The following is a 19,599-nucleotide window of genomic DNA, read 5'->3' on the forward strand; positions in this document are numbered from 1 at the left end:
TACACTGGGACATCTACGCGCGGAAAGGACCCGGACCATGACACAAACGGTCGATCCGCGCGCGCGTATCGAAGAGCGCGCTCGCAACAAGTTCGAGTCCAAGCGAACCGAACTGGCGCAGGCGACGCTGCACACGCTGGCCGAGCTGGGTTATGCGCGCACCTCGCTACGAGAGATTGCGCAAAATTCCGAGTTCTCGCACGGCGTCCTGCACTACTACTTCACCGACAAACTCGACCTCATCACGCACGCAGTTCGCCAGTACGAGGCCATCTGCGTCACCCGCTACGACGAGGTGGTGGCCAACGCAGTCGACGCGACGGGCCTCTACGCGGACTTCGAGGCCAAGTACTTCGCCACTCTCGCTGCGGACGCCGGCATCCATCGACTCTGGTACGACCTGCGGAATCAAGCTCTGTTCGACGACTCGTTCCGTACCGAGGTGCTCGAGATAGAAGAGCGTCGGGTGGACATGATCTGGCGCGTCGTTGCTCGTTACTGCGAGCTTCGCGGAACCACACTTTCTCTCGATCGGGCGTCGGCGTACGTGCTTCTCGACGGCATCTTTCAGCGAGCCCTTCTGCACCACCTCGCAGGAAAGCCGGCCGAGATCGACGCCGCGCGAGCACAATTGCGCTCCGCTTTCACGATGGTGGATTGCTCGACGCCTCAGTAGGCCCCCGGCCGGGTTCCTGTATAGATGCCCGGCACTCGAAAGCGCAGGGGCGCTTCGGCGTATTCCTCGAGTGCGTGTGCCGTCCACCCGACGATCCGGGCGAATGCGAACAGCATCTCCGGCGTGTCGGCCCTGAGCCCGAAGGCGAGGGTAAACGTGGCGAGAGCGAGATCCGAGTTGGGAAAGGTATCGAACCTGTTGCTCACCTCATCGATGATGACGTCCGCAGCAGCGATGACCGAGGGGTCCGCACCGTGCGCGGGATCGCGAAGCAATCGAAGCAGTTCCTCGGCACGAGGGTCTCGATCTGTGTAAACGACATGCCCGAACCCGGGCACTCGCGCACCGGATCTGAATTGTGTTGCCAGAGCAGCTATCGGATCGTCGATGGCCGTCGTCAAGAATCGATACACGGGGTCGGCGGCGGAACCGTGCAAAGGGCCATCGATGCACCCCAGTCCGGCGGCGAGGACGGAATGCAGATTGGCGCGGGTACTCGCGGCCACCCGCACTCCGAGAGTCGAGGCAGCCAGACCGTGATCGGCCATCAGCACCAGCGCAGCCTGTAGCGGCACGAGTCCGCCCGGGTCGGATCGGTCGGACTTCACTGCTGTCCAGACAGATTCGGCCACAGTTGTTTCCGGCGATCCGTCGCCGAGGGCCGCCGCCACAATTGCCAGCAGTTGCCCCGCCTCGCGCACCACCGCGGCGGACCCGATGTCGAATCGCAGCGGACGGTAGGTGGACGCGACATCGACGGCGATCCGTATGCAATCGAGCGACCGGCCATCCGGTGCCACCAGTGCTATCGCTTCTCGACATCGTTGCACCACAACAGGATCAGCGATGAACTGCACCTCCTCCAGCATTTCCCCGGTCCAGACGAAGTGTGCAATCGACTCGAACGAGCGCGAGCTGAGCTCGACGGCATCGAGGCCCCGGTAGTACAGATGCCCGTCGTCGATCAATGTGATCTGTGTCCGAATCCGCTCCACTGCACCGATATCCGTGCGGCGGGCAGTGTCGCGGCCGGCGAGCGCTTCCACCTCGTCGACGTCGAACACACTTCCTCGCACTCCCGCCAGCCGAGTGCTCGTCAGCAGACCGCGGCTCACATAGGCGTACACCGTTTCGGGCTTGACGCCCAGACGTGCTGCAGCCTGGACGGTGGTGAGCATATTTCGACCGTCGGAATGCCTCATAGCCGTCTTTCACATTGATTGGATCAACATTGACAACAATCAACGTTAGCGCGGATTGTGGTGGTTGACCAGCGCAAAGGAGATCAGTCATGACCGTTCTCGAAGCCCCACGGGGGCTGCACAATGTCGTTGTCACCACCACATCGATCGGAGATGTACGAGGCGACGAGGGCTTCTATCACTATCGCCAATACTCGGCGATCGAACTGGCCCTGACGGGCACGTTCGAGGATGCCTGGTTTCTGATGGTCGAAGGCCGACTGCCGAGCGATACCGAGCGCGCCGAGTTCCTGCGCGCAGTGGCTCCGCTGCGAGTGCTGCCAGGCGACGTCGCAGCCGCCGTGAAGACCGTGGCGCAATCAGGACCCGTGCAGCCTCTCTTGGCGTTGCGGACAGTGCTGTCCGGTCTTGCGGACGCGGTACCGCTGTACGAGTCATCGGAGGCGGACAAACAAACGACGGCGTTGCACCTGTGCGCGATGACTCCGACCATTTTGGCTGCCGTACACAGGATTCGGTCCGGCGAGCAACCCGTCGAGCCGCGCGAAGATCTGACGACGGCGCAGAACTGGCTGTTCATGATCACCGGAGAAGTGCCCGACGCCACCAGCGCCAGAGCCGTCGACCGCTACCTCACTGCCACGATCGATCACGGATTCAACGCCTCGACGTTCACCGCACGAGTTGTCGCGTCGACGGGGTCGGACATCGCGTCCGCGGTGTGCGCCGCGATCGGTGCCTTCGCGGGCCCGTTACACGGAGGTGCGCCGGATCGCGCCCTCGACGGGCTGGACGAAATTGCCGACATCGAATCCGCCGACGCATGGGCACGCTCCAAAATCACTGCAGGCGAGCGCATCATGGGCTTCGGTCATCCGGTGTATCGGACCGATGACCCTCGGTCGGTGATGCTGCGCGAGACTGCGCAGGAGATCGGCGGAGAGCTCATCGACAAGGCTGTGCAGGTCGAGAAGATCATCGCCGCTGCGCTCGTAGACCTGAAGCCGGATCGAAAGCTGTACGCCAATGTCGAGTACTACGCCGGCGTCGTGATGGAACTGTGCGGAATTCCGCGATCCATGTTCACCCCCACGTTCGCGTGCAGTCGGATGGTGGGGTGGTGCGCCAACATCGTCGAACAGTCCCACGACAGCAAGATCATCCGGCCGATTGCCCGCTACGACGGTCCAGTGCCTTCGGCAGTGGTGCGAATAGGTGCCGCCCAGGGCACATAACCGCGCCACTGCGGCGAAGCCGCACAGAGGTGTGCCATGATGGAAAACGCGCCTCGGTGCGCAGCGGCGGTGGGGCTCGCCGCAACCGAACCTCGGTCTTCGGACCGACAACAGTCCCTGTCTCGGCAGTAGCATGTCCGCAGATAGGGAGAAGTTCGATGACAGATTTCGACGAGACGCACGGCGGTACCTCCGCCGACCGATCCATGCCGGTGGACCTGGACGCTCCAGAACCGAACCGTCCACTACACCTCCAACCAGCGGCAATTGCGGCGGTAGCTCTCGGTGGACTCGTGGGCACCGGTATTCGCTACGGCGCGGAGTCCGCGAACCCGGCCGTCACCGGCTCGTTCCCGTTCACCACTCTCGTCATCAACCTCACCGGTGCGTTCATCCTCGGAATGTTGCTGGAGCGCCTCGCACTGTCCGGCCCCGACCACGGATGGCGACGCCGGATCCGGCTGTGCATCGGCACCGGGGTACTCGGCTCGTACACCACGTACAGCTCGTTCGCCCTCGAGACCGTGGAGCTGCTACGGGATAATCGTGTGGTCGCTGCCGCGGTGTACATGATCGTCAGCGTGGTGATCGGTACGTTCGCCGCCGGAGCGGGCATCGTTCTCGCGCAACGGTTCGGTACCCACGCGCACGCGGAGGAGAAGCGATGATCGCATTGTGGGTCGTTCTCGCCGGAAGTGCCGGGGCGGTCAGCAGATTCGCGCTCGACGGCTTCATCCGATCGCGGCTGAAGACCGAATTTCCCTACGCCACGGTGCTGATCAACATCACCGGATCGGCCGTTCTCGGTGTCGTGGCGGGATTGGTCGCGTTCAGGTCGGCTCCGGAACAGATGCAGGCAATAGTCGGCGTCGGATTCTGCGGTGGCTACACCACTTTCAGCACCGCGAGTGTGGAGACCGTTCGCCTACTCGAACGGCGGCGCTACGGACTGGCGGCCTACAACGCCATCGGCACGGCACTCGGTACAACCGCGGTCGTCGGTGTCGCGATGGTCGCGACGGCGTACATCTGATGAGGGTGGTCCCTCACTCTTCTCGTCACCCTGAAAGCCCCAGTGGATGCTCAGGGGACCATTCGGTTGGGCTTTCTGGCCTCGATCAGAAAGCGACTGGAGTGAGCAACGAATGGTCCCTCCCTCAGCATTTGTTCGTGCAGTTCGCGCAACCGGTCGCGGTACTGCTCGACGGTGAAGCCCGGAACCATCCAGATGACCTTGCGTAAAAAGTAGACGACAGCGCCGATGTCGTTGAACTCGATTCGTAGTGACTCGAACCGAGTGTCCACCACATCGAAACCAGCGGCACGCGCGGCTGTGCTCTCGTCCTCGTAGTGACGAGCGCGCCGAATCTCATCGGTCTGGCGGCCGAGAAAATACTCGACCAGTTCGAATACGCTCGAATGCCCAACATGCTGAGCGAAATAGGTTCCGCCCGAACGCAGGACACGGGCGATTTCGTCCCACCACACGGTGCTGGGGTGTCTGCTCGTCACCAAATCGAACGCGTGGTCGGCAAAGGGCAACGGTGGCTCATCGGAATCGACTACCACCACCGCTCCTCTCGGATGCAGCAGAGCAGTCGCTTGTGCGACATTCGGTGGCCATGACTCGGTCGCAACCATTGTCGGCGGGAGCGTCGACGCTCCTGCCAACACCTCTCCCCCACCTGTCTGGATATCGAGTGCGGCCTCGGCCCTCGCCAGTCGTTCTCCCATGAGCCGCTGATATCCCCACGTCGGTCGCTCTTCGGTTGCGCGACCATGAAGCCAGGAGAAATCCCAGCCGTCAACCGAAACGGAGTCCGCTTCGGCCACCATCTCCTCGAACGACCGGGTCATGGTTCCAGCCTGTCAGACCGCAACCGGTGTCTTGCACGCATTTATGCAACGGTCACCGATCGAAATGGTCACAAGGTCTTGATCTTGGCGAACGGGTAGCAACCGATAACCACGGCGACGAAGACATAGGCTGCCAGCGCGGCCAACTCCCACGTCGTTCTTTCGCGCGGGAGGTCGAGGAACAACCACACCAGCGGAGCCAGCAGCAGAATGGCAGCGACGATGCCGCACACCACGAAGACCCTGTTCGCCTGTGCGCGTAGGTGCGGCGTGGTCTTCACCCGGTCCGGTACTTCGTGGCCGTAGTACTCCGGATAGAGAACTTTGCCTCGTATCCCGACCGACGAGCCGTAGCCGAACGCGACTATTCCCACGATCAGCCCAAGTGCGAGTGCGGTGTTCACGACTACCCCGATGCCAGGTCTCTACCGACCATCTTCGACGGCCGATATGTCAAATTTCGTTGGCCCCTGCATATACTGCGCCACAGCATCTTTCGCTCTGTCGCCGTGCAACCGAGCTCCAGTTCATACAGTACTCGAAAGCCATCCGAAGAACGAATTCTTTTGCCGCCGTACCCACCCGGTAGCGAGCATCGACTGCAGGATCCCGCCTTTCTGGTGTCATCGGCGAGCGCCTCGATTCGGTTCGTCGCGAGAGTGGGTTTATGGCAAAGACACGCTTGGACACCAATCCCGTGACAGCATCAAACCGATCAGTCTTGATCGCCCATAGCAAGGAGCCCCTGATGAATTTCCCCGCCCGCCGCCTGGCTGCCGCCGCTGCCGTATCCGGCGCGACCGCCCTTGCTCTGATTGCCAACCCCGCCCTGGCTGGAGCCGCCGTTTTCGCAGGCAACGCCGAGGTGACAGCCGACGGCAATGTCATCACCGTCCAGTTCGACAACGTCAAGTCCGACGGAGTCCTCTTCGGCTGCGAAGTCTGGGTAACCGACAACCCCGCGACCACGGTGATCGTCGACCAACAATTCGTGCCGGTTGTGGGCGGATCCTTTGCCCCGGCCGTGGGCGGGACGGCTACCTACACCACGACACTGCCCGACGGTGACTACCTTGTCGCCGCTCTCTGCAGAGACTCCTTTACCGGTCTTATTTTGACCCCCGATATCGCGCCTATCGCTTCGTTCAACCTCGGTGACGGCGTACCGGTCACCCTGGTCACGCCCCCGCCTCCCGGCGGGGGTTTCCTCGGCAGCGTGGAGATTGGGAACCTCTTCGGCAGCTCGTAGCCGCCCACACCCTCATCACCCCACCCCACCCGAAGACCGACACGGACATGGGTGTCGGGTGGGGCAGGTGGCTGATTGCAGTCCGCCCCAACAAGGTGTGGTGATCGCTGGCGAGTATGCCGACTGATGTTCCATGGGTACGCACCGCCCGACGTGAACGCGTTCAGTGTGTACTGTTCCGCCGCAGAAGAATCCACAATCCGGCGACGAGCAAGAATCCACATGCCGCTCCGACTCCGGAATTATCCCAGCTGAAGGCCGTTGTTCCGACGACGAGGTCGCTGTCGAGATAGTGCTCGCACAATGCCACCGGCACGGGCAACCATGCCCAGTGCGCGTCGTACAGCGTGCCGGGGATCCGCGCGCACAATTCCTCCGCACCGCCGATGAATCCCCACTCCGCGAAGGCTCCGAACGATGCGATCAAGCCGATCAACGACAGCGCTGCGATGCCAGCGATGACCGGCGATGCAATTCTTCCCATCTCAGCCTCCGTTCCTGCTTCTCCCGGAGAACTCGCCCGAAGACATTCGACCTGTCACTTGCATTGTGCTTCTTCGTCAGTGCGAGAGCAGGTCGGCAGTCCTGATAACTGTCGCGAATTCACCGTGCAGATTTGTCGCCGTCATGGCCGACAGCGTCGCGGCTGGAACAGTGGTCCCGTCGAGTGCCACGCGATCGAAGGTGTGAGTGGCGTCGATGACGAAATAGGTGTCGTAGCCCAGGTTGCCCGCCATGCGCGCGGTGGTCTCGCAGCAGTGGTTTGTGGTGATCCCGCAGATCACCACTTGGTCGATAGCTTCACCCCGAAGCCAGGCATCGAGATCCGGCGTTCCGTAGAAGCTGGAGTTGACTCTCTTGCTGACCAAAAGATCTGGCGTCCCGTCGATCATCCTCTTGAACGCATGCCCCGCACCAGTCGGCGACAATGGAGACTGCGGGTTATCGGAGTCATGTCGAACGAACACGACCGGCCATGCCTTCGACCTCCACACCCGCAGGAGCGCAGCAATATTGCTCTCGCACGACGGGTTGTCCCGTGGACCCCAGAACTCGGAGTCGTCGAACCCGGCCTGCACGTCGACGACGATGAGGGCAGGCCGCTCGAGGCATATCGATGGAGAGTTCACACTGTCCAGGCTAACCTCCGTCAGCCGTCGAGACCATAGTGCCGGGTGGCCCCTTACCCACCCTCGTCAGCGTTCGATCAGCACACGGTAGTGCGCTGCGTGATGACCGCCGTACTGCGTAAATTGTACTGAGCTGCACTGTAACTCGGCGCACTGGAACCGCAAATGACATGACTACGGGCGCTCATGCGCCTTTCGACGTGTCGAATGTCTTCATACGACAGCAATTGCCACAGTTTTCCGGGCGGGAAGGCCGACTCGACGATCCATCACACGAGAACTGTCGATCTGAACTCCAACGCAGTTCGTCCGTCCGATATCGGAGCTACCCCTTCCAGCCTCAAATTGCATTGCGCTGCAAGCTCGGTCAGCTGCACGATAGTTCTCTCGCGTCCCCCGAAGCACATCAACATGAACAGATCGAAGGCCGTGCTGGTCCCCCGCCCCGCTGCTGCTTCGATCACCACTACGGCAGCGTCGGCACCAGCGGCACGTGCACAATTCTCGAGGATGGCACGGGCGTGGTCGTCGTCCCAGTCGTGCAGTACGTCGGAGAGGATGTAGGCGGCCGCGCCCGTAGGGATCGGATCGAAGAAGTTCCCCGCTACCGATGTAGCGCGATCCGACAACCCTGCTGCCGAAAGCCTCTTCGTAGCGGCAGCGGCCGTGGGCGGCAGGTCCAGAACCCGACCTCGAACGGTGGGGTGCGCCTCGAGAATGGTCGCAAGCAACTGGCCGTCGCCGCCCCCGACGTCGAAGATGTCGGTAAACCGGCCCCAGTCGTAACGCTCGGCGATCTGGATGGCCTGAATCCTGTAGCGCCAGTTCATCTGCGCGTCGAACGATTCTCTCAGTTGCGGTTCGGTGTCGAGATCGGCCCAGAAGTCGCGGCCGTACCGGAGCGGATACGCCGGCGATCCGCTGACGATCGTATCGAGCAGGTCGACGAAGGCTAGTTCTGCTCTGCCCCCGGCACAACGAATGTCGAGTAAAGGCTTGATTCCCTCTGGGGCATCGGCTTTCAGCTGCTGACCGAGCCGGCTGGGGCGATACCTTTCGGATTCTGGATCCAACTCGAAGACCCCCACGGTCACCAGGTGAGCGAGCAGCCGATCGAGGGCGGGTGCGAACGCTCCGGTCGCGGCCACCAGGTCCCCGAGTGTGGCTCCGTCGCCGTCGGTATGTTCCGCAAGATCGAGTGACGCTGCCACCCTGATCGACATCGGTGTGGCCAAGTCGGCCATGGACATGATCGATTGTCCAGCTATGCCATCCCCCATGCGTGCCAACGATATCCCACCTCTACCGAAGATCCACGAGAAGCTTTTTCAACAATTCTGCAAGTTGGCTTCGCTCATCCGGATTCAGTGACCTGAGCAGAGCTTCCTCGTTGGCCACATGCGCGGGCAGCGCGGCGTCCACTGCCGCAACTCCCGCCGGCGTCAGTTGCACGATGACCACCCGACGGTTGGTGGGGTCGATTTCTCGTTCGATCAGCCCTTTGTCGGTCAGCCGGTTCAAACGGTGCGTGACAGCGCCCGACGTCACCATCGCGTTGTCCAACAGCTGTCCGACGGTGAGGCGATATGGAGACCCAGCGCGCCGGAGCGTCGCGATCAGATCGAATTCACCTGATTGCAAACCGAATTCGATCAACACTGCCTGCGTACGCTTGTCCAGAACGGACGCTGCTCGGCCGATGCGGCCGATAACGGCCATAGGACTGACATCCACATCGGGCCGCTCGGCCTGCCACTGCTGAACGATCCGGTCCACTGCGTCGAGTGCCTCGTTTGCCATCGACCCACCACCCTTCAAAACTTCAGCACTCAATTGTTTGACATTCTGCCACGCCGGTTCTACCGTTTAACGCTAGATAGTTCAGCGTTAAGATTTTGCCCAGAACGTCCCGGAGATGAGCCCACAATGCGGACACCTCGCATGCACACACAACCAACCGATGCTCGACGCCTCCCGCGAAACGTCGCGCCCTCGACTCTCGGATTGACGGCCGCTGCCGCACTTGCGCCCATCCTCTGGGGCACGACATACCTGGTGACCACCGAACTTCTTCCTCCGGATCGGCCGATGACGGCCAGCGTCCTGCGTGCAGTGCCCGCCGGGTTACTTCTGCTGCTCGTCGCACCGGGCATCCCCAGCAAGGGGTGGCGACTGAAGACTGCAGCCCTCGGCGTTCTCGACATCGGCTTGTTCTTCCCCATGTTGTTCGTGGCCGCCTACCGGCTACCCGGTGGAATCGCCGCCGTCGTCGGGTCCGCGCAGCCGCTTGTCATCGTCGCGATATCGGCGATCTTCGGTTGGGGACGGACGCGCCCGATCCAGGTTGGATGGGCTGCGATGGCCGTCGTCGGGGTTGCGCTGACAGCAGGGTCCGGCGCAATCCGACTCGACGTCATCGGCCTCGCCGCCGCCGTGGTCGGGGCCGTCAGCATGGCAACCGGCGTCGCCCTTACCAAGCGCTGGGGCGTGCCACCCGACACCAGTCCGCTCAATTCCACTGCGTGGCAATTACTTGTCGGCGGCATTGTCATCTCTCCGCTGATTCCGATCGTCGACGACGGTCCATGGGCAATCGATACCGAGGCTGTAGTCGGCTATACCTGGCTCGCGGTGATAGGCGGCGCGTTGGCCTACTCGCTGTGGTTTCGCGGTGCTCGCGCTCTTCCCACCGCCAAGGTCACACTCCTCGGCGTGTTGAGTCCACTGACTGCGGCGATCATCGGTTGGGTTGCGCTGGGACAGAACATGACCGGGATTCAGTGCATCGGTTTCGGCATCGCGCTCATAGGCTCTATAGCCGGGCAGTTCGTGCGACGTGGGCCCGACGCCGATTCGGCCGGCACCAAACACGGCTCGTCGAACCGATCTCGATTCCAACGGAATTCCTTGTTCACGTCCAGAAACAAGTAGTGCATCCGGCTCGTGGCGTCGATTCAGGGACTGCACCCGGCGCGTCGTGAGGACCGCTCCATAAAACGACCGGTCAGTCCGTGTCGCGCCCCTGGTCACAGCGATCGCAAACTATTGTGGCCTCCATGACGTCGTCCAGCTTCATGTCACAACGCGCCGAATCTGGACCGCGTATGCATGCCGCGCGCGAGACGCACACCACAGGCGCACGCGCACAGGTTGTTCCGAGTACCCGGGTCGAGTCCGTCCCATCCCCGCAGATGCATCGGTTCGGTACGCGGTGGCTGGCGGGGTCGGTGCTTGCAGCGTGCATCGCGATCGCAGCACATGCGTACTTCCTGGGGTGGAAAATTCCGTTCGGCATTTTCGGCAACGGAATCGACACCATCGTTTACCGGCACGGCGGCGAAGTCGTCGTGCACGGTCAGCCGCTCTACGAGTTTGCACTGTTCGACATCGGACTACCGTTCACCTACCCGCCGTTCGCAGCATTGCTCTTCACCCCGCTGGCGCTGCTCACCGTGACGAGTGCTGTGACACTGCTGCAGGTCATCAATGTGCTTCTGGTCTACACAACGGTAGTCCTGAGCTGGCGCACTCTCGGATACCGCAGCGGCGGAATGTATCTCGTCAGCGCGCCGATGGCGATCGCGTTCACCTGGCTCGAGCCCGTGCGCATGACCATCTGGCTCGGGCAGATCAACCTGCTGTTGCTCGTATTGGTTCTGTTCGATCTCAGCCGACGCGAGGGCAGTCGCCTGCGCGGTGTCGGTGTCGGAATTGCCGCGGGGCTCAAGCTGACCCCCGCGTTCTTCGTCCTCTACCTGCTGTCCATCAGGCAGTGGCGTGCGGCGGTTACCGCGAGTGCCACCTTCATGGTCACCGTTGCAGCAGGTTTCCTGATCATTCCCTCCGATTCCTGGAAGTTCTGGACAGCGACCATGGTCGACTCCGAGCGGATCGGTGCACTCGCATCACCGGCGAACCAGTCGATCCACGGCGCGCTGGCGCGGTTGTGGCCGGGCCATACGCCACCGTTCCTGGTGTGGTTTCTCGGTGCCGCCGTGATCGCCACCCTTGCATTGTGGACCGCTGCACGCACTCACAAAGCGGGTAAGACGTTGCTGGCGTTGGTGATCTGTGGACTCGCAACGCCCATGGTCTCACCCTTTGCATGGGGACATCATTGGGTCTGGTGCATACCGTTGACCATCGTCGCCCTCGATTACGCGAGGCGACACCGCACGTGGTGGAGCTGGCTGGCACCGGTAGCGGTTGCCTTGCCCATGATCGCCTGGTACTTCACCGACTACCGCGGCATCAAGGCAATCGGAATTTTCATGTTCGAGGGGTCCCCCGCATTCGAGGCGGCCGTTCAGTTCACCTACCCAGCAGTGTTTTTCGCAACCATTGCCGTCACCCTGCTGTCATCGTTCCACCGCGGCACAGTGAACAGGTGACCGTCACCGTTTCAGTTCTCGCCGATCGTCCTGATCTCGTAGAACCACTGTGGAACATGCAGTCGTCCTGGCCGACGTTCATGACCAAAGATCCGATCGGTTCGATGTATTTCGATCCCGCCGTCTTCGCGCTGTTCGCCGACCACGTCCTCGTGTGTCAGGACGAGGCAGGTGCAGTGGTCGGCAAGGCCGTGTCCATACCGTTTCATTTGCCCGACGCCACCGCGCTTCCCGCCGACGGCTGGGACGGCGCGATCAGACGCGGCATCTCCACTCGGCTCACTGGCGAGACCGCCAATGTTGTGTCGGCGCTCGAGATTTCCTTGATTTCGAGCTCCCAGGGACGAAGCCTGTCGATGACCCTGCTGGCCGCCCTTCGGGACAACGCCGGACGACTGGGGTTCAGCGAACTCGTGGCTCCGCTCCGCCCCAACGGCAGAACCGATCTCGAGGAACCGATCGCGTCGTATATCCACCGAACTCGGCCGGACGGCTTGCCGGTCGACCCGTGGCTGCGCGTCCACGTCCGTGCAGGCGGTCGCATCGACAGTGTCGCGCCGCGGTCGATGGTTGTGCCGGGAACACTCGACGAGTGGCGGGAGTGGACGGGTCTGCCGTTCGACCGATCCGGGCCGGTGCACGTGCCGGGGGCACTGGTACCGGTGATAGCCGACGTGGAGCAGGGGACGGCCGTGTACACCGAACCGAATGTGTGGGTGCGGCATCCGACCGCTGCGCGACGCGAGGCTGGGTAACCTGAGGTGCTCGACTTCCGCTACACGGTTTGCCCGGACCGACCTGCGTCGCCCCGACGGTTCCGGAACTGCCAGGATCGCAATCGAATTGGACGGGTGTCGACGAGTCGCAGGATTGGGACCCCTCCGTGAACTACCGATTTCCGCATACGACATCCTGACCCGAGATCGGCAAGCCCATGCCCATGGACGGAGACGATGTGTCGCACGAGCTGGAGAAGATCTCCTTCACGGTGCCGGATGGCTTCGAGTTCACTCAGGGCATCAAGTATGCGGAGTTCGTGGGCCAACCCGCGTGGTCCGCTCGATTCGACGCACCGAAGGAATTGGACGGGCCGGCTATCACCGCGGCCAACCCGTCCTATCCCCCGCTCCAATCGGCCGCGTGCGGTACCGCAACGAAGACGAGCTGGACCACGCTGGGCTTCACCTGCGAATCGGAAATGCTGTCCACGTCACGGCCGCCGCACGGAGGGGCGGACCCCGTCTCCGTGATGTTCACCAGAGGCGCGCGCGGGTCCTCCCTGTTCATCTACTGCGAGGGTCACTGATAGACCCGACCTCGTGCGACTACTTCAGATGCCGGTCGAAGAATCTGTTTCCATCATCGCCTTCGAAGTGCGGGACGCCGGTATGCCCACCCATGTTGGCGTGCAACGTTTTCTCGGTCGAGCCGAAGGCGTCGAACAGATTCAACGCCATGTTCCTGTCGTTTCCTTCGTCGTCCCATTGCAGAAGAACTTGCAGCGGAATTCTCACCTGTTCGGCCTCGTCGAACATGGTTCGGGGCACGTAGCTACCGGCGAACAGCAGCGCCGCCGCGACGCGTGGCTCGACGGCAGCGAGTCTGACGCCGATGGCCGCCACACCTCCCGAATAGCCGACAGGTCCAATAACTTCCGGGAGAGCGAGCAGGGAATCCAGAGCGGCCTGCAACTCCGGTACCGCCTTCTCGACCAACGGAAGGACGAGTCGGTCGATGATGTCGTCGGTGACCGGCTCGCCGGCTCCGATCGCGTTTCGCAAATCTGCTCGAGCTTCCTCGGCGACGTCGGATCGCGGACGGTCCCCGCTGCCCGGTAGTTCGATGGTGGCCGCGACGTAACCCGCAGCCACCGCATGGCGTGCCCGAGCCGCAAGACGCGAATACATCATGTCCAGACCACCGGGATGGCCGATGAGAATCAAAGGTGTCGGAGCGGTGTGAAAGACCGGAGTCCACAGGATTCCGGGAATGTCGCCGAGGGTGAACTTGCGTTCGAGAACGTGATCATCGAGACGTTGTTCGGACGTGAAATGCATGGTCGCGCCTTTCGGGAATGCTGATCAACGGCGCTCCCGGACCGACCTGCTGTCAGATCGTGCCACTTCGGAGGAGCACCCATGTCGGTACTGCGTTCACGGGTATCACCTCCTCGTTCGTGTACGGCTCATAGACGCTAACAAGCGGCACGGGCTCTTAGCCAACGATTATTCTGCCTGTCCAAAATCCGACGACCCCGCTACGATGCTCGATACAACAGACCGGATGGTCTCGAGCGTGGAGGATCCCAATGCCGTACGTCGGTTTGCTGGTGATGCTGCTGTGGGTGTTCTGCCTGATCGACGTGATCACTGCCGATGACGGCGGGGTGCGATATCTCCCCAAGATCGTCTGGCTGCTGCTGGTGGTGTTTCTACCGTTTGCAGGATCATTGGCCTGGCTGTTCGCGGGACGCCCGATCGGCCACGGAATCTGGGGAGGCCCCGGGGGTGGCTCCGGTTACCGGCGGGCCAGCAACTCCGCGTTTCCGGAGTACGAAACGCGACCGGGTCGACAAGCTGCACAGAATCCTGAAGCCGACGCCGAGTTTCTGCGTCGCTGCCGGGAACGGGCCGAAGAACAGCGTCACATCGAGCGTGAACGTCGCAAACGCGATCTCGGGTTCTGATCCTCTCTCGCTCAGCGTGGCTGGATCGACGGCGAATCGATGCTGCCCCACCGCGAGGGCGGCAACACGATCAGACGCGCCTTGCCGATGACATCGTCGACCGGAACAGTGCCGCCCAGTTCATCCCTGGCATGAGCTCTGGAATCTGCTGAGCCGCTCCGGTTGTCGCCCATCACCCAGAGATTGCCTGACGGCACGGTCACCGGGCCGAAACAGCGACCGGATTGCGGCGTTGTCTCGCACGTGAGCGCGTTCTCGACGAACGGGAAGTCCATGACGACGTACGGCTCGTCCAGAGGCTGCCCGTCGACTTCGACGCGACCTCGGGAGTCGCAGCACTGCACGGTCTGCCCGCCGGTGGCGATGACTCGCTTCACGAGATCGTTCTCGTCGGGCGCAACCAGTCCGGCCCATGAACCTGCGTCCTGCAAGGCCTTGGCGATCGGGTTGGTCGATCGCGTCGAGCTGTAGCCGAGGTTCCACGACGAGGTCGGTGCCTCGAAGACCACCACATCACCGGGCTGCGGCTCTCCGAAGCGAAAGGTCATCTTGTCCACGATGATTCGATCGCCGGTGCATCCAGTGCACCCATGCAGCGTCGGCTCCATGGACTCGGACGGAATGAAGTACACCCGGCCGACGAACGTCTGCAGCAGCACGCTCAGAACAAGCGCGACGACGACGAGGACGGCCGTCTCACGAAGCCAGGGCGGGATGCGGCGCCGTGGGGCATCGTCGATGTTGTTCTCGTTCGACATCATCATCCTGGCAGCCTAGAGCTCGACTGTTGCGTATCGTACTGGGCATGTTGTTTTTGGGCATCGTATTGACTGCCGCGGGGGCGGCCATGATGACCGTCGCGACCAGACAACTGTCGCGCGTGAACGAAGGGCACTACTTGCCCATGCTCATCGGAACGTTCGCGGTCGCGTCCCCTCCGAAGGTCACAGCGGTCCGGGTCGCGGCCCAGGCCGTCACCGTGATCGGTGCATGGACAGTTTTGATTTCCCTCTGGGACGATGGAAACGCCATGCCGTCCATGGTCGCTGGATTGGTTGCTCTTGTTGCCGCAGTAGCGGTCCCGGTCACCGTCATCACCGCTGCACACAACAGACAATTGCCGAACTCTGATCCGCGAGATCGATGATGCCGACCCCGCGTCTACCGTTCACCCCCGAGGTCAACGGCATTCCAGTCGCTCAGGTCCCGAAGCATCTGTCGATCGTGTGTAGAGACCACCACCCCCGCGTCGGTTGCGTGCAGCGCCTCGGTCAATTCGTCCACCAAAGCAATGGACAGGTGATTCGTCGGCTCATCCAGCAACAGGACGTGTGGGCGGCGGGCCAGTGCGAGCGCGAGTTCGAGTCGACGTTGTTGACCCATGGAGAGCTCCCCGATTCGCTTGCTCGTCTCCCTCGATCGCAACAGACCGAGTGAGGACAACGACACCGTCGTACCACTGCAGGACCGAAAGTACTGCCCTGCCGAACATTCCGGCGGTAGCGCGGACTCTTGCCGCAGCAGTACCACTCGTGCAGCGTCAGAAATGTGAACATGCCCCGCCGTCGGATCCAACTCACCCGCCAACACCGCCAGCAGTGTGGACTTTCCCGTCCCGTTGGGACCGGTCACCACCTGCTTGCCACCCGCCTCCAGGTTCAGCGACACCGGCCCGTTCAGCCGACCCTCTACTTCGACACGGTCCGCAATCAACAGGGCGGCTCCGGATCTTGCATCGATACTCGGAAACCTCAGCCGCTGAGGGGGTTCGGGGACAGGAAGCAGCTGCGATTCCAAGTCTTCCTGCCGACGGTGCACGTTCCGGACGAGACCACCGGCGCGAGTGGCACGTTGATGCTTGTTCGTGCCCTTGTCGGGTCTCCAACTGCCGACGAGTCTGTTCTGCGCCTTGCTCAGATCCTCGCGTAGTCGGGCTGTCTCCGCCAACTGCAGTCGATGCTCCTGCTCCCACCTGACCAGCTCTGCGGCGCGCCCGGCCCGATAGCTGTCGTATCCGTCCCCGTAGACGCGCGGCCGGCCGTCCGGCGTCGGGTCGAGGTCCAGAATCTGTTGCGCGACATCGGAAATCAGCGCTCGGTCGTGGCTGACCACTACTACGCCGCCTGCACGGGCTCGAAGACGGGCTGTCAGATAGTCGAGTCCTGCTCGGTCGAGGTGATTGGTCGGCTCGTCGAGCAGCAAGAAATCGTGATTCCCGCCGAGCAGGCATGCCAGTCTCACCCGATACCGTTGTCCGACCGAAAGTTCGGTCAGTAGCCGAGATCTGTCGCTCACTGCGCCGAGGCCATCGAGAGCGATGTCCACCCTTCGCTCGGCGTCCCACGCATCGAGAGACTCGACTCGCTCGAATGCGATGGAGTAACTCTGCTCGGCTCCCTTGACGCCAGTTGCAAGATCCTCCGCGGCGGCGTCGAGATTCGCCAAAGCCAGAATCGAATCGGCAACGGATTCTCGAAGCACCTCACCCACTGTCCGTTCGTCTGTGGTGACCATCTCCTGCTCGGCTACTCCGACAGTTCCGACGCATGACATGCAGCCGGAATCCGGCGTCAGCCTGTCGGCCAAGACTTTCAGGAGAGTTGACTTGCCCTGCCCGTTCTCGCCCACGATCGCCCACCGGGACGCGGCAGTCACAGCGATGTCGACACCGCTCAATACAGTTGAGGCACCGAAGGTGACAGTGATGTTCGAGGCGATGAGTTGCGCGTCGGAGCGCGCAGAAACAACTGCTGAATGTGGCATTGGATCTCCAAATAGCAAGCGCACCAGAACAAGTGCGCGCGAGTTGACGGGACTGGACCACGACGGTCCGAGAAAGACAGCACCACACGACGCCGGTATTCCCGACGCTCGGCGGTGCTGACGTAGTCCGTCACTCGAAGATCAAATGCATGCTGCGACGGTAGCAAGCAGCATCGCTGGCCTGCCACCCATTTTCTGGAAGCGAGTCGATGAAGCTGTCGAATCGAGTTGAGGTTTCAGGCTTGCGATTCGAACGCCCGGTTGCCGTTGGACGCCCGGAGGTTACGCGTCAATGCGATGGCCTCATGTCGCCGAAGTGACCGGTTCGCCAGACGACACCGAGGTGCAGCGTCGATATCCGCCAACCATTGGACGTCCGGTCGAGGGCCGCGGTCACCACACCTCCCGCGGTGAATGCGCGATCGTCGAGGTTGCCCTTCGGTCGATCCTTCCAGATATGTATCGCCACGAGGTTCGCTCGAAACTGGGCCCGATCTTCGTCGATCGTGATGGTGTGACCGGTGACGAGGTGCTGGGTGGCCTCGAACCGTGAGAAGTTGTGGGTGTGCGTCCGCCCGATCGCTTCGGGACCGACGGTGGTGGTGTCGTCCGGCCGAATGATCCGGCCATCGTCACCGAAAATACGACGGAGATGCTCGGTGTCGAGTTCACGATCGTCGAGGCTACGAAAGTACTCGTTGACAACAGCCAGCACTTCTTGACTGTCCGACCACCGATTCGGTTCAGCCTCACCCTGCATTCCAAAAGTGTGCCTCGCGGAGATCCCGCTCGCAACGGGTACTGGCGATCGAGTTGGGTGCATCTGACCGCGCTCAGCGCGGTCGGATGCACCCGATTTCACTCGAGGACTTCAGAATCCGAGCGATAGGACCCATCGAGTCGGCTTCTGATGCGGCGGATGGCCCTCCAGCCCGCGGGTGTCGCGACCGTACTCACGATCGCCCCGAAGGCGACGCCCTGCGACAGCGCCGACCATTCGCCAGGACTGTCACCGAACAGCGGCCACTTGTACACAACACCCAGCACTACCAAGAAGATCACCGCACGCAACGTGTTCCCGCCTCATCACTCGAATCGGACAAATTCGACCGCTCGGTATATTGTTACCGTACCGACTGCACCACAGAAGGATCCACGTGTCGAACCAGCGAACGTTTCGCCAGTACGTGATGACCGGCCCGATGAGCAAGAAGAGCGGCGCTACTCGCAGCGACTACATCAACGCTCTCGCATTGGCCCCCGCGGTGGCGATCGGATTCCTCCTGGCTCAACTGGTGGTCGATTTCGGTTCGATTCCCCTCGACATCGCCGTCGGATGCCTGGGCGGCGCGATCACCGGAATTCTGTACCTCTATCTCGCGTACAAGCACGACCAGCGAACCTAGGTCGACCGTTCGGCACGATTCATCCGAGCTGATGAGATTCGAGGAAGCCGAGACTCGTTACCGCTATCCCCGGGCTCGATGTATCGGAAGCAGTCGTCACCCTCGACGGCGATCACATCGCGACAGTGTCCGAGAACGTCGAGCGACTGTGGACCGGTACGCGAACTGCCAACGGGCTGGGTGGCGCAGGACTCCGCGGCGGGGGATGGTTCAACCGTCTGGACTGACGGCGTCGACCGGAGCGGTGTCACCGTCGATCGATCTAGACTCCACCTCGTGTATCCAGATGGCGAATCTCCCGGCGGCACGATTGCCCAAACCTTGCGTGACGAGATTCTGTCCGGTCGTCGCGTAGGCGGTGAGCGGCTGGTCGAGGAGTCGATTGCCAAGGCGTTCGGCGTTTCTCGGGTCCCCGTGCGGGAAGCGCTTGCTCAACTGCAAGCCGAGGGCTTCGTCACCATCGTTCGCTATCGAGGTGCGACGGTCTCCACAACGCTGCACAAGGAGAACAAAGAACTCCTCGAAGTTCGGCACGGGCTCGAGGTGCTTGCTGCCCAGCTTGCCGCCAAGAACAGGGGTGGCTCCGTCGCGGCCGAGCTTGCTGCAGTCGTCGAGGGTGCCCGGTCGAAGTCGGCCGCCCCGGACGTGACAAGTCCGTTTCACGACCTGGTAGCCATAGCGGCGGGTAACGACCAACTGCGCGAGATGCTGGCCGGGGTCAATCGCCGGGTGGCGTGGGGTCTCGGCCACGATCCGGGCGCGTCCGTCCACGATCACGCAGCCCTGGCCGCGGCGATCCTGAACGGTTCGCCCGTACAAGCCGGTTTTTTGATGGACGAGCATCTTCGGCGCGACGAGACCCCCAGCGAGAACTGACGGTGTAGTCGTATACAATTTTGAGGATATATCCAGTTCTTAACGTGTTCGTAGCGGGAGATAACTGAGATGACACACTTTTTGTATACAAATTAGGCAGTCGTTTCGGAGAGTTACGAGAGGCGACT

24 protein-coding genes are annotated in these 19,599 nt (G+C 62.1%); 13 read left to right on the forward strand and 11 right to left on the reverse strand.

Annotated elements, in window-relative coordinates; all coding sequences use genetic code 11:
* The first annotated feature begins 37 nt into the window (after positions 1 to 37).
* Entirely contained in the window at positions 38 to 676 is a 639-nt protein-coding gene (locus tag O4220_RS05610) for a TetR/AcrR family transcriptional regulator (RefSeq protein ID WP_269602664.1), read from the forward strand.
* Here O4220_RS05610 and O4220_RS05615 read toward each other — a convergent pair.
* A complete protein-coding gene (locus O4220_RS05615) occupies positions 670 to 1,854 on the reverse strand; it encodes a citrate synthase (RefSeq protein ID WP_269602665.1) in 1,185 nt (394 codons plus the stop codon). The two genes, O4220_RS05610 and O4220_RS05615, sit on opposite strands and share 7 nt — an antisense overlap.
* Positions 1,855 to 1,967: 113 nt before the next feature.
* On the opposite strand from O4220_RS05615, the gene O4220_RS05620 reads away from it, so the two are divergent.
* From O4220_RS05620 to crcB (O4220_RS05630), 3 genes are all read left to right on the forward strand, one after another.
* Positions 1,968 to 3,113 carry a citrate/2-methylcitrate synthase gene (locus O4220_RS05620; protein WP_269602666.1) on the forward strand — a complete coding sequence of 382 codons (1,146 nt, stop codon included), beginning with the start codon at positions 1,968 to 1,970 and terminating at the stop codon, positions 3,111 to 3,113.
* A gap of 158 nt (positions 3,114 to 3,271) precedes the next feature.
* Positions 3,272 to 3,781 (forward strand): fluoride efflux transporter CrcB, encoded by a 510-nt coding sequence (crcB, locus tag O4220_RS05625; protein ID WP_269602668.1) that lies wholly within the window; start codon positions 3,272 to 3,274, stop codon positions 3,779 to 3,781.
* Complete coding sequence (gene crcB / locus O4220_RS05630) at positions 3,778 to 4,146, forward strand: fluoride efflux transporter CrcB (RefSeq protein WP_269602669.1); 369 nt, start codon at positions 3,778 to 3,780, stop codon at positions 4,144 to 4,146. The genes crcB (O4220_RS05625) and crcB (O4220_RS05630) overlap by 4 nt, the downstream gene beginning before the upstream one ends.
* A 50-nt stretch (positions 4,147 to 4,196) precedes the next feature.
* On the opposite strand, the gene O4220_RS05635 is transcribed toward crcB (O4220_RS05630), so the two are convergent.
* Positions 4,197 to 4,970, reverse strand: coding sequence for a class I SAM-dependent methyltransferase (locus O4220_RS05635; protein ID WP_269602671.1), 774 nt, complete (start codon positions 4,968 to 4,970; stop codon positions 4,197 to 4,199).
* 68 nt (positions 4,971 to 5,038) lie between these two features.
* Complete coding sequence (locus O4220_RS05640) at positions 5,039 to 5,374, reverse strand: hypothetical protein (RefSeq protein WP_269602672.1); 336 nt, start codon at positions 5,372 to 5,374, stop codon at positions 5,039 to 5,041.
* Between the two features lie 344 nt (positions 5,375 to 5,718).
* On the opposite strand from O4220_RS05640, the gene O4220_RS05645 reads away from it, so the two are divergent.
* On the forward strand, positions 5,719 to 6,219 hold the full coding sequence (locus O4220_RS05645; RefSeq protein WP_269602673.1) for a hypothetical protein: 501 nt from the start codon (positions 5,719 to 5,721) through the stop codon (positions 6,217 to 6,219).
* Positions 6,220 to 6,382: 163 nt separating this feature from the next.
* Here the strand turns inward: O4220_RS05645 and O4220_RS05650 are convergent, their stop codons facing one another.
* From O4220_RS05650 to O4220_RS05665, 4 genes are all read right to left on the reverse strand, one after another.
* Complete coding sequence (locus O4220_RS05650; RefSeq protein WP_269602674.1) at positions 6,383 to 6,703, reverse strand: hypothetical protein; 321 nt, start codon at positions 6,701 to 6,703, stop codon at positions 6,383 to 6,385.
* A gap of 76 nt (positions 6,704 to 6,779) precedes the next feature.
* Positions 6,780 to 7,349: a cysteine hydrolase family protein gene (locus O4220_RS05655; RefSeq protein WP_269602676.1), complete on the reverse strand. Its 570-nt coding sequence runs from the start codon at positions 7,347 to 7,349 to the stop codon at positions 6,780 to 6,782.
* Between the two features lie 269 nt (positions 7,350 to 7,618).
* Positions 7,619 to 8,629: a methyltransferase gene (locus tag O4220_RS05660; protein ID WP_269602677.1), complete on the reverse strand. Its 1,011-nt coding sequence runs from the start codon at positions 8,627 to 8,629 to the stop codon at positions 7,619 to 7,621.
* A 22-nt stretch (positions 8,630 to 8,651) separates the two neighbouring features.
* Positions 8,652 to 9,149, reverse strand: a complete 498-nt coding sequence (locus O4220_RS05665) for a MarR family winged helix-turn-helix transcriptional regulator (RefSeq protein ID WP_269602678.1) — start codon at positions 9,147 to 9,149, stop codon at positions 8,652 to 8,654.
* A gap of 141 nt (positions 9,150 to 9,290) precedes the next feature.
* On the opposite strand from O4220_RS05665, the gene O4220_RS05670 reads away from it, so the two are divergent.
* The 4 genes from O4220_RS05670 (at position 9,291) to O4220_RS05685 (ending at position 13,046) form a co-directional block, all read left to right on the forward strand.
* Positions 9,291 to 10,280, forward strand: coding sequence for an EamA family transporter (locus O4220_RS05670; protein WP_269602679.1), 990 nt, complete (start codon positions 9,291 to 9,293; stop codon positions 10,278 to 10,280).
* A 125-nt stretch (positions 10,281 to 10,405) separates the two neighbouring features.
* Positions 10,406 to 11,740, forward strand: coding sequence for a glycosyltransferase 87 family protein (locus tag O4220_RS05675; RefSeq protein ID WP_269602680.1), 1,335 nt, complete (start codon positions 10,406 to 10,408; stop codon positions 11,738 to 11,740).
* Positions 11,737 to 12,495 (forward strand): hypothetical protein, encoded by a 759-nt coding sequence (locus O4220_RS05680; RefSeq protein ID WP_269602681.1) that lies wholly within the window; start codon positions 11,737 to 11,739, stop codon positions 12,493 to 12,495. Before O4220_RS05675 ends, O4220_RS05680 begins: the two co-directional genes overlap by 4 nt.
* 200 nt (positions 12,496 to 12,695) lie before the next feature.
* On the forward strand, positions 12,696 to 13,046 hold the full coding sequence (locus O4220_RS05685; protein ID WP_269602682.1) for a hypothetical protein: 351 nt from the start codon (positions 12,696 to 12,698) through the stop codon (positions 13,044 to 13,046).
* Positions 13,047 to 13,065: 19 nt separating this feature from the next.
* Here the strand turns inward: O4220_RS05685 and O4220_RS05690 are convergent, their stop codons facing one another.
* The gene (locus O4220_RS05690) at positions 13,066 to 13,797 is read right to left on the reverse strand and encodes an alpha/beta hydrolase (RefSeq protein WP_269602683.1); all 732 of its coding nucleotides are present in this window, start codon (positions 13,795 to 13,797) and stop codon (positions 13,066 to 13,068) included.
* 251 nt (positions 13,798 to 14,048) lie between these two features.
* Here O4220_RS05690 and O4220_RS05695 point away from each other — a divergent pair, with 251 nt between their 5' ends.
* Positions 14,049 to 14,426 carry a PLD nuclease N-terminal domain-containing protein gene (locus O4220_RS05695; RefSeq protein WP_269602684.1) on the forward strand — a complete coding sequence of 126 codons (378 nt, stop codon included), beginning with the start codon at positions 14,049 to 14,051 and terminating at the stop codon, positions 14,424 to 14,426.
* An 11-nt stretch (positions 14,427 to 14,437) separates the two neighbouring features.
* Here the strand turns inward: O4220_RS05695 and lepB are convergent, their stop codons facing one another.
* Entirely contained in the window at positions 14,438 to 15,187 is a 750-nt protein-coding gene (lepB, locus tag O4220_RS05700; protein WP_420030331.1) for a signal peptidase I, read from the reverse strand.
* A 44-nt stretch (positions 15,188 to 15,231) separates the two neighbouring features.
* Between lepB and O4220_RS05705 the strand changes: the two genes are divergently transcribed.
* Positions 15,232 to 15,573 carry a hypothetical protein gene (locus O4220_RS05705; protein ID WP_269602687.1) on the forward strand — a complete coding sequence of 114 codons (342 nt, stop codon included), beginning with the start codon at positions 15,232 to 15,234 and terminating at the stop codon, positions 15,571 to 15,573.
* Positions 15,574 to 15,587: 14 nt separating this feature from the next.
* On the opposite strand, the gene O4220_RS05710 is transcribed toward O4220_RS05705, so the two are convergent.
* Complete coding sequence (locus tag O4220_RS05710; RefSeq protein ID WP_269602689.1) at positions 15,588 to 17,189, reverse strand: ABC-F family ATP-binding cassette domain-containing protein; 1,602 nt, start codon at positions 17,187 to 17,189, stop codon at positions 15,588 to 15,590.
* A gap of 289 nt (positions 17,190 to 17,478) precedes the next feature.
* Positions 17,479 to 17,949, reverse strand: coding sequence for a nuclear transport factor 2 family protein (locus tag O4220_RS05715; protein ID WP_269602690.1), 471 nt, complete (start codon positions 17,947 to 17,949; stop codon positions 17,479 to 17,481).
* Positions 17,950 to 18,346: 397 nt separating this feature from the next.
* On the opposite strand from O4220_RS05715, the gene O4220_RS05720 reads away from it, so the two are divergent.
* Positions 18,347 to 18,595, forward strand: coding sequence for a hypothetical protein (locus tag O4220_RS05720; protein WP_269602691.1), 249 nt, complete (start codon positions 18,347 to 18,349; stop codon positions 18,593 to 18,595).
* Between the two features lie 276 nt (positions 18,596 to 18,871).
* Positions 18,872 to 19,471 (forward strand): GntR family transcriptional regulator, encoded by a 600-nt coding sequence (locus tag O4220_RS05725; RefSeq protein ID WP_269602692.1) that lies wholly within the window; start codon positions 18,872 to 18,874, stop codon positions 19,469 to 19,471.
* Positions 19,472 to 19,599: the final 128 nt, after the last annotated feature.

Origin of the sequence: Rhodococcus ruber, from assembly GCF_027270735.1 — a bacterium.
Taxonomy (GTDB): Bacteria; Actinomycetota; Actinomycetes; order Mycobacteriales; family Mycobacteriaceae; genus Rhodococcoides; species Rhodococcoides rubrum_A.

Excerpts from the sequence above, each read along its gene's own strand:
- O4220_RS05715 (WP_269602690.1), bottom strand. The coding sequence starts at position 17,949 with ATGCAGGGTGAGGCTGAACCGAATCGGTGGTCGGACAGTCAAGAAGTG.
- lepB (WP_420030331.1), bottom strand. The coding sequence starts at position 15,187 with ATGATGTCGAACGAGAACAACATCGACGATGCCCCACGGCGCCGCATC.
- O4220_RS05615 (WP_269602665.1), bottom strand. The coding sequence starts at position 1,854 with ATGCTCACCACCGTCCAGGCTGCAGCACGTCTGGGCGTCAAGCCCGAA.
- O4220_RS05635 (WP_269602671.1), bottom strand. The coding sequence starts at position 4,970 with ATGACCCGGTCGTTCGAGGAGATGGTGGCCGAAGCGGACTCCGTTTCG.
- O4220_RS05690 (WP_269602683.1), bottom strand. The coding sequence starts at position 13,797 with ATGCATTTCACGTCCGAACAACGTCTCGATGATCACGTTCTCGAACGC.
- O4220_RS05705 (WP_269602687.1), top strand. The coding sequence starts at position 15,232 with ATGTTGTTTTTGGGCATCGTATTGACTGCCGCGGGGGCGGCCATGATG.
- O4220_RS05660 (WP_269602677.1), bottom strand. The coding sequence starts at position 8,629 with ATGGGGGATGGCATAGCTGGACAATCGATCATGTCCATGGCCGACTTG.
- O4220_RS05710 (WP_269602689.1), bottom strand. The coding sequence starts at position 17,189 with ATGCCACATTCAGCAGTTGTTTCTGCGCGCTCCGACGCGCAACTCATC.
- O4220_RS05610 (WP_269602664.1), top strand. The coding sequence starts at position 38 with ATGACACAAACGGTCGATCCGCGCGCGCGTATCGAAGAGCGCGCTCGC.
- O4220_RS05665 (WP_269602678.1), bottom strand. The coding sequence starts at position 9,149 with ATGGCAAACGAGGCACTCGACGCAGTGGACCGGATCGTTCAGCAGTGG.
- O4220_RS05620 (WP_269602666.1), top strand. The coding sequence starts at position 1,968 with ATGACCGTTCTCGAAGCCCCACGGGGGCTGCACAATGTCGTTGTCACC.
- O4220_RS05675 (WP_269602680.1), top strand. The coding sequence starts at position 10,406 with ATGACGTCGTCCAGCTTCATGTCACAACGCGCCGAATCTGGACCGCGT.
- O4220_RS05650 (WP_269602674.1), bottom strand. The coding sequence starts at position 6,703 with ATGGGAAGAATTGCATCGCCGGTCATCGCTGGCATCGCAGCGCTGTCG.
- O4220_RS05645 (WP_269602673.1), top strand. The coding sequence starts at position 5,719 with ATGAATTTCCCCGCCCGCCGCCTGGCTGCCGCCGCTGCCGTATCCGGC.
- crcB (WP_269602669.1), top strand. The coding sequence starts at position 3,778 with ATGATCGCATTGTGGGTCGTTCTCGCCGGAAGTGCCGGGGCGGTCAGC.
- crcB (WP_269602668.1), top strand. The coding sequence starts at position 3,272 with ATGACAGATTTCGACGAGACGCACGGCGGTACCTCCGCCGACCGATCC.
- O4220_RS05695 (WP_269602684.1), top strand. The coding sequence starts at position 14,049 with ATGCCGTACGTCGGTTTGCTGGTGATGCTGCTGTGGGTGTTCTGCCTG.
- O4220_RS05670 (WP_269602679.1), top strand. The coding sequence starts at position 9,291 with ATGCACACACAACCAACCGATGCTCGACGCCTCCCGCGAAACGTCGCG.